Genomic DNA, 7,261 nt, shown 5'->3' on the forward strand with positions numbered 1-7,261 from the left:
GTTTTAGTGTTTACATATCGTCATATGTTTCAAATTTAGAAAAATATTTCCATATAGAAAAAACAATTAGACCCTATTATAAATAGTCAGGCATTTCTATTTTAATCTGAATAATCCAGACTATTTATCAATTCATGTATCCATATAAAAAAGAGAAATCATAATATTTAGAAAAATAACACTTCATCAATAAATATAAAATTAATCACTTAAATACAAATCGCAGTGAAAAAACAGTTATTATGGAGCAATGTTCATCTAATTATTTTCACTATATAACATCATAACTCATAAATTTAAATAATAAATAAACAAAGATGACAAAAAATAAAATATATTATTAACCGAATGATTTAAAAAGAAAGGAATCTTAAAACCAGACCCCTTTCACATTTATATATCCTTCATCTTCCAACTTGTTGTTTTGTTTGTTATTTCTCTGGAGGCTTTCATTCCCCCAGTGACTCTTTTTCATTCGTTAAGCTAATGCTCCATAGATCGTCAACAATGCAACAATAATCACAATAGTCAATGTCGCCTTTTTCGCTAACCTAACAGCCGCAACAGGAGTTTCTATTGGATTAAGATGAGGTTCCTTACTTAAGGCAAACTGAGCCAATTGACTTACCACCTTATATTGCGATGTCCGAAGATCACTGAGGGATGCAACCCAAGCTGGCAATGCTTTTTCCCCATGCCCTAATAAAGCATAAGCGATCCCCGCCAGACGTGCAGGAACCCAATCTAGACAGTGCAGCAAACTATCAACCCCAGTTTGTGCACGTTGCACAGCCGTTCCGTGTTGTGCCAACCATCCTTGATAACCCCTCAAGAAACCGTACCCCATTAAGATTGCAGGGCCTAATTTTCCCATCACTACCAACCAGAAAATCGGTGCAAGATAATAACGGAAATTTATCCAGATCAATGCATTCTGTATCTCACGCAGCCGCTCATCTTTTGTGGTATCAGGTAAAGTTCCCTGTATCATCGTCAAACGGGCAAGATGATTATTTTGCTGATCCAGATCATCAAGACGTACAGCTCGAAGATATTCTCGATAGTCATAACGCAGAGACCCTGCACCAATACACAACAAGCTGATCATGATATACAGCAGAATTCCCGGTACACCAAAAACCACATCACTCAAAACATCAATAAGTTTCCAGGTCAGTAATGCGACCAGCAGGGTCATACCCAAACTGCTCCATAATGAAAATAATTTCATTATGGCAAACAAAGGGGACAAATAGCGTTCCAACTGCCAATGGTCGCCCATCTTAAAAACACGTTCCCATGCCAGTACTAACAATAGAATAAAGAGAGTCATTCAACTCGCTCCTTCAATAGTTGCCGATAATGTTCCCAATAAAAATAAGGCCCTGGGTCGGTTTTCCTACCCGGAGCGATATCACTGTGCCCCGTAATATTATTGCGGATATCAGGAAAGTGACAGATAAGCAGTTGGGTAACTTCCGCCAATCTGAGGTACTGGATTTCACTAAATGGCTCATAATCCGTTCCTTCCAACTCAATACCTATCGAGAAGTCATTACATTTCTCACGGTCACAGTAGCAGGATACGCCAGCATGCCAAGCTCTTTTATCAAAAGGGACATATTGCACAATTTCTCCATCGCGGCCGATTAAGCAATGAGCAGAAACACATAATCCCTTTATCTCATTAAAGAACGGATCTTCATCTGAATTCAGCGTTCCCATAAATAGCTGATCGATATAAGGCCCGCCAAACTTGCCGGGAGGTAAACTGATGTTATGAATGACCAGTAATGATGGGATTTCACCTTCTGGACGCAGATCATAATATGGAGAGATTACCTTCCTTGCACCATCAATCCACCCTTCATGCAGCTTCATTCTTTTACTCTCCTCAATATCTCAACAGCAATATTCCCAACCAAGTGGAATGGCACCACTCAAAGTGTAACAGGTTAACATGTTAGCATTTTCAATCGAGTACTATTTCTGGCGTGTTTTTCATTTGCGAACCAGCTCGAAAATTCCTCTGTAAAAAATGTAACGAATAGTTATTTTTTCGAGCTATTTCCATAACTATTACTGAAGCTATTTTATTTTTCTCTGTTTCTGTCATCCTTATGAACGCCGACATCTATCGGAGATCATGCGCCATACCATGAGAAAACACACAAAGGAGGAAGAATGAACCAACAAGGGTTTACATTAATGGAATTGATGATTGTTATGGCAATTGTGTCTATCCTTGGCGCAATTGCTATTCCCAGTTATCAGGGATATATCCAAAAAGCAGCATTAACCGATATGCTACAAACTATTGTGCCTTATAAATCTGGCGTTGAACTTTGTCGTTTTGAAACAGAAAACTACAAAGACTGTAATACTGGCCATGCATCAATCCCATCAGGTCATAATAGCCGCTATATCAACACCGTTACGGTAAAAGACGGAGAAATAATCATCGTCGGGCAACAAAATCTCAATGGGCTCACTACCACCTTAAAACCAACCCAAGATACCAAAACCGGCGTTATCTACTGGCGTACCATTTGTGATACTAAAAATGAATCTTTAAAATTGAAATGTCAGGAAACTTTTAAATTTTAAATAGTTAAATTTAAAAGCTACTCTATTTTCAAACATATTATTTCGAAAAATAAGATTTTCAAATTGCTTCAGCATTAAAGGAATATAGAAAATGAGAAACAAGGAAAATGTATTAATGGAAAGGGAAATCAATGAACTGTGTCAACGACATCAGGCCATTATTATAAAAAGAGAGAGCCATACCATGACTATTGCCTGTAGCAAATCACCCAATGAAGATTTCATTGCTGCATTACGGTTTATTTCTGGCTCAATCATTAATGTAGATATTTGGCCAAAAGCAAAAATCGAATCCATGCTGACACAAGGAAATTCATTGGTATCTTGTACAGAAAATCACTGTGCTGAAAATGATGATGAGAAACATTATCGTATCGAAAAACTGGATGTCCCCTATTCCAATCACAGTGAAATACAAACAAACGATGCCCATTCTGAAGATATGGACACGCCAGTTATTCAATTAATTAATCAAACGATATCAACCTCAATACAAAAAAGAGCCTCAGATATTCATTTTGAGCCTTCTCAACGTGGCTATCGGATACGTATTCGGGTTGATGGGATCCTGCATGCTGTATCATCACCTTCTCCCCAAATGAATACCGGCATTCCAGCCCGCTTGAAGATCATGGCAAAACTCAATATTGCTGAAAAACGCCAGCCGCAGGATGGACAATTTGACTGGAATGATAGCAAAAACAGTTATGCGATACGTATATCAACATTGCCAACTCTACATGGAGAAAAGATTGTCCTGCGCGTTTTAAATACCATACACCAGCTATCGCTGGAGCAACTTGGCCTGCCAGAGCCTCAATTGCAACTTTTAAAACAAAAAATCCACTTACCGCAAGGTATGATCCTAGTGACAGGCCCGACAGGAAGCGGCAAAACCGTCACACTGTATAGCTGTCTGCAATATTTAAATCAGGCGAAGAAGAATATCTGTAGCGTCGAAGATCCGGTAGAAATTCCCTTAAATGGCATCAACCAGACACCAGTAAACAACAAAATTGGCCTCGATTTTGCCAAAGTTCTCAGAGCATTATTACGGCAAGATCCCGACATCATTATGGTCGGTGAAATCCGTGACAATGAAACCGCCGAGATATCGATGAAAGCAGCGCAAACAGGTCATCTGGTCTTATCGACACTGCATACCAACTCAACAATTGATACGTTATCCCGCCTGCAAAATTTGGGGATTTCAGGCTATACCACAGCATCGTGCGTGAAATTGATTATTGCACAGCGGCTGGTACGTACACTCTGCCCCCATTGCCGCCAGCAAGATAAAGAGCACACTGTCATCAATGTCTCCAATGGCGCTATTCCTATAAAGCAACCTGTTCCCATAGAACGATCCGTTTCAATAAAACAACCCGATTCCGTAAAACAATCTATTTCTATAAGACAATGGCTTGCGGTTGGCTGTGAACACTGTTTTTCCGGCTATTATGGCAGGACAGCCATCTACGAGTTTCTTGAGATCAAACCAGCCCTCCAGCAGGCCCTGTCAGAACACTCGATTGACAACCTTCCACAGTTGCTCGCTGCACAACAGCATTCAACTCTTTTTTCCGCAGGGCTGGTCTTGGTGGAAAAAGGCATAACGACACTGGAAGAGATTTATCAGATTACAGGTCAGGAAACAGCATGAAGATGGAATATATTTATCAATGGCAAGCGGTCAATAGAAAAGGAAACATTGTAAAAGGGGAAAGCATCGGCCAGAGCAAACAAAACGTGTTTCAACATCTGAGCCACCTTGATTTGCAACCTTATACCATTAAATGCAAAAAACTCATTCATTACAGCGAAAAGGAAATCGCTTATCGCTTACATTTCATTCATCAATTAAGCACATTACTGGCATCAGGTATTCCCCTATTAAAGGGGATTATTATGTTTTGGATACCCTCATTGAACGAGGGTATTCATTACAAATCAATAAATTACATAATTAAGAGAGGTATTATGGATTACCATAATTCACCTTTCTTGTGGATTAAATGTGGATGCCTCCTTTCAATGGGTTCAATACAATTGCCTCCTGTAAATAATCTGGCGCAAAATGTGCGTAGACCATCGTTTGTTGAATGCTGGCGTGCCCCATGATTTTTTGTAACGTCAAAATATTCCCTCCGTTAATTATAAAATGGGCGGCAAACGTATGCCGTAAAACATGTACTGCCTGACCAGCAGGTAAGTCTGGTTTTACCTCTCTCAATATCTGTCTCATTTTTTTGTAGCGGACATCAAACAATAAACCAGATTCTTTGTTTTTTATTGCCTTCATTAAGTCTTCTGATACTGGCACTGTTCGATGATGTCCATTTTTAGTCTCTGTAAATGTCACTCGTCCATGTAATGCATGTTCAGTACGCAATTTTGTAGCTTCTCCCCATCGTGCGCCTGTGCTGAGACATAACACCGTTATACGCCAATAATCATCAGATACCTGAGAAAGCAATTTAGCGATATCACTTTTTGTGAGGTATGACATTTCCGGCTTCTTCACTTTCAGAATAGACACTTCTTTAATTGGGTTCTCGCCGGAATATTCGCTAATCTTTATTAACGTAGTGAACATCCCCATCAATAGTGTAAAGTCTCTATTTATTGTTGATGCCTTAATGCCATCATATAAGCGGTCTGAGCGATATGTATTTAAAAAACGAGAAGTCATCTGATAGATAGCAGGATCTCCCATGTCTTTAGTCATTCTAAGTAACGTTGTTAATCGTTTTTTACCCCATGTCAGGTTACGTCCTGTATAATCCCACCAGATATTTACTAATTCAGATAAGCGACGATAATCACGGGTATTTGGCCGCCAATCTTCATTATTGGAATTCATCAAAACGTTACGTTCGAATGCCACAGCATCCGCTTTCTTTTTAAATACACGCTGGACTCGTCTTCCCGATCTGCCCTGCGGTCTTACATCCACTTTATAACGTCCACCTTCAAGCGCCTTAATTGTCATGAGTGCGCCCTCCAGTCAGACGGGGTAATTCTATGCCTGTATGAAAAACATAGGATTCATAAACAGATAACCAATTTGTTACTCTAAGAACTATAACGTTGTTGTCATATGCCCATTGTGTGCGATAGCCGGCGATATCTGACCAGCTTCAGGGGCAATTTTTCCGGTGACAAACCATGTTGAATATTTTTCTATCTTTTTTTGGTTGAGTATTCTGCTGATTAAGTTCCAGCTTAAACTGTGTCCGGTGTTCTCAAACAACAGTAGATCTATTTTTTCAACTGTTTCTATTTCTTTTAGCTTCTCAGTTAGTTTCACGCTGATTTCTCCTCGTTAGCATCATAGTTTTTAGGGTCATAAAGTGCCGGGGCAATTTGGCCTGACTCTGGCGCTGTTTTGCCAGTGACAAACCAAAGTGCATATTTTTCAAAGTAAGGATGGCTAATAATTGAAATAATTACATCTGCATTGGGAATAGTTTTACCATTCTCATAACGCCACAGGGCATCTCTATTCAGCCCTAACATTTTTGCCGCCTCTGGCAAGCTGGTTAGTCGTTCACTCTCCCTCATAAGTTTTAATTTCTCAGATGTATCCAAACGCATGTTGCAAATCTCCTACAAAGGTATTAGTATTTAGTGAATATATACTAGTAGGGGTTTTTTGTTGCAGTAATACCCCAAAAGGAAAGGTTAGCACATGAACGAGAAACTTTTGCAATTGTTGTTCAAGATCCCAGATCCAATCACGGTTTCTGAGTTTTGCCGCCGAACTGGAAAATCAGAGAGCAGCATCAGAAAACTGGTAGACCGCCGCCGCCTACCTATCAGAACGGAACGCCAACTAAACGGCGAAGGATTTAGCGATATGCGCTTAATGATTATGTGGAATGAATGGCTGGAAATGCTGTATGAAGCGAATGAAAAAATTCCATCAACTGAACGGATGGGTTGGAAAGCTACTTGGTTTAAACGAATTAATAAACTGAGGGAAGATTTAGGGGTAATACCTGATGAGCTTCAATCTGTATCAGAAGCATTAAACAAATAAAACCGTAAAGTGAATGAGGTCAGAAAATGAAAAGTTTAACATCTCTGGAACGTTCAAAACTGCAATTAACGATGATGTCCCGCCTGTATGATGTGTTTGGTGATGTGCAATCCGATGTTGAAATCACGCCTGAGTATATCCAAGAAACTTTGGTGCAGTTTATGCAAATGGCAACAGGCGATAACTACCATATTGCTAAGTCTGTGCGTATTGGGTTTGGGGAGCTTCAACAGCTTTCTGAATGTGCAGGCAGGGCTAAAAACTGGCGACATAATAACGATAAGGTAACAAAAAATGCAAAAACTTCTACCAACACCAGAGGAATTAAGTAAAGGACGAATCAAATTCGGCACGTTATTAGTTCGCCCTTTACGCAAAAGTGTGGTTTGTGCAATCCCACGCTATCAGGTTGAAGACGGATCATATTGCTACGGTAAATTTGATTCTCGTGAACAAGCGTTAGGTTTTTGTGAACAATTATACGGGGGCAGAATAAATGGACGGATTAAAGAGGGTCCAGCATCAGTATAAAGTAACCAGTGCTGACTTTTGCAAAATTAAAGTAACCGGCACTAAGAAAGAAAACCCTTTGATGATGACTTTAGTTTCAAT

General features: G+C 39.6%; 9 protein-coding genes. 4 read left to right on the forward strand and 5 right to left on the reverse strand.

From position 1 onward, the window contains the following. Window positions 1–478 precede the first annotated feature (478 nt). Both ampE and ampD read right to left on the reverse strand, forming a co-directional pair. Window positions 479–1,333, reverse strand: a complete 855-nt coding sequence (gene ampE, locus NXS07_RS10650) for a beta-lactamase regulator AmpE (protein WP_038209127.1) — start codon at window positions 1,331–1,333, stop codon at window positions 479–481. Further along, complete coding sequence (ampD, locus tag NXS07_RS10655) at window positions 1,330–1,881, reverse strand: 1,6-anhydro-N-acetylmuramyl-L-alanine amidase AmpD (protein WP_258086716.1); 552 nt, start codon at window positions 1,879–1,881, stop codon at window positions 1,330–1,332. Before ampD ends, ampE begins: the two co-directional genes overlap by 4 nt. A gap of 303 nt (window positions 1,882–2,184) precedes the next feature. Between ampD and ppdD the strand changes: the two genes are divergently transcribed. Further along, on the forward strand, window positions 2,185–2,607 hold the full coding sequence (ppdD, locus tag NXS07_RS10660; RefSeq protein ID WP_038209124.1) for a prepilin peptidase-dependent pilin: 423 nt from the start codon (window positions 2,185–2,187) through the stop codon (window positions 2,605–2,607). A gap of 91 nt (window positions 2,608–2,698) precedes the next feature. Next, window positions 2,699–4,270: a type II secretion system protein GspE gene (gene gspE / locus NXS07_RS10665; RefSeq protein WP_038209121.1), complete on the forward strand. Its 1,572-nt coding sequence runs from the start codon at window positions 2,699–2,701 to the stop codon at window positions 4,268–4,270. A gap of 348 nt (window positions 4,271–4,618) precedes the next feature. Here gspE and NXS07_RS10670 read toward each other — a convergent pair whose 3' ends face one another. The 3 genes from NXS07_RS10670 to NXS07_RS10680 form a co-directional block, all read right to left on the reverse strand. Continuing rightward, the gene (locus NXS07_RS10670; RefSeq protein ID WP_258086717.1) at window positions 4,619–5,599 is read right to left on the reverse strand and encodes a phage integrase; all 981 of its coding nucleotides are present in this window, start codon (window positions 5,597–5,599) and stop codon (window positions 4,619–4,621) included. A 90-nt stretch (window positions 5,600–5,689) separates the two neighbouring features. After that, window positions 5,690–5,917 (reverse strand): hypothetical protein, encoded by a 228-nt coding sequence (locus NXS07_RS10675; RefSeq protein ID WP_038190313.1) that lies wholly within the window; start codon window positions 5,915–5,917, stop codon window positions 5,690–5,692. Next, window positions 5,914–6,204, reverse strand: a complete 291-nt coding sequence (locus NXS07_RS10680; RefSeq protein WP_258086718.1) for a helix-turn-helix domain-containing protein — start codon at window positions 6,202–6,204, stop codon at window positions 5,914–5,916. The genes NXS07_RS10675 and NXS07_RS10680 overlap by 4 nt, the downstream gene beginning before the upstream one ends. A 94-nt stretch (window positions 6,205–6,298) precedes the next feature. On the opposite strand from NXS07_RS10680, the gene NXS07_RS10685 reads away from it, so the two are divergent. Together NXS07_RS10685 and NXS07_RS10690 are read left to right on the forward strand one after the other, a co-directional pair. Further along, complete coding sequence (locus NXS07_RS10685; protein ID WP_258086719.1) at window positions 6,299–6,649, forward strand: Cox family DNA-binding protein; 351 nt, start codon at window positions 6,299–6,301, stop codon at window positions 6,647–6,649. Between the two features lie 26 nt (window positions 6,650–6,675). Next, window positions 6,676–6,981 carry a hypothetical protein gene (locus tag NXS07_RS10690; protein WP_258086720.1) on the forward strand — a complete coding sequence of 102 codons (306 nt, stop codon included), beginning with the start codon at window positions 6,676–6,678 and terminating at the stop codon, window positions 6,979–6,981. The last annotated feature ends 280 nt before the right edge of the window (window positions 6,982–7,261 follow it).

Source organism: Xenorhabdus bovienii (genome assembly GCF_024721015.1).
In the GTDB taxonomy this organism is placed as follows: Bacteria; Pseudomonadota; Gammaproteobacteria; order Enterobacterales; family Enterobacteriaceae; genus Xenorhabdus; species Xenorhabdus bovienii.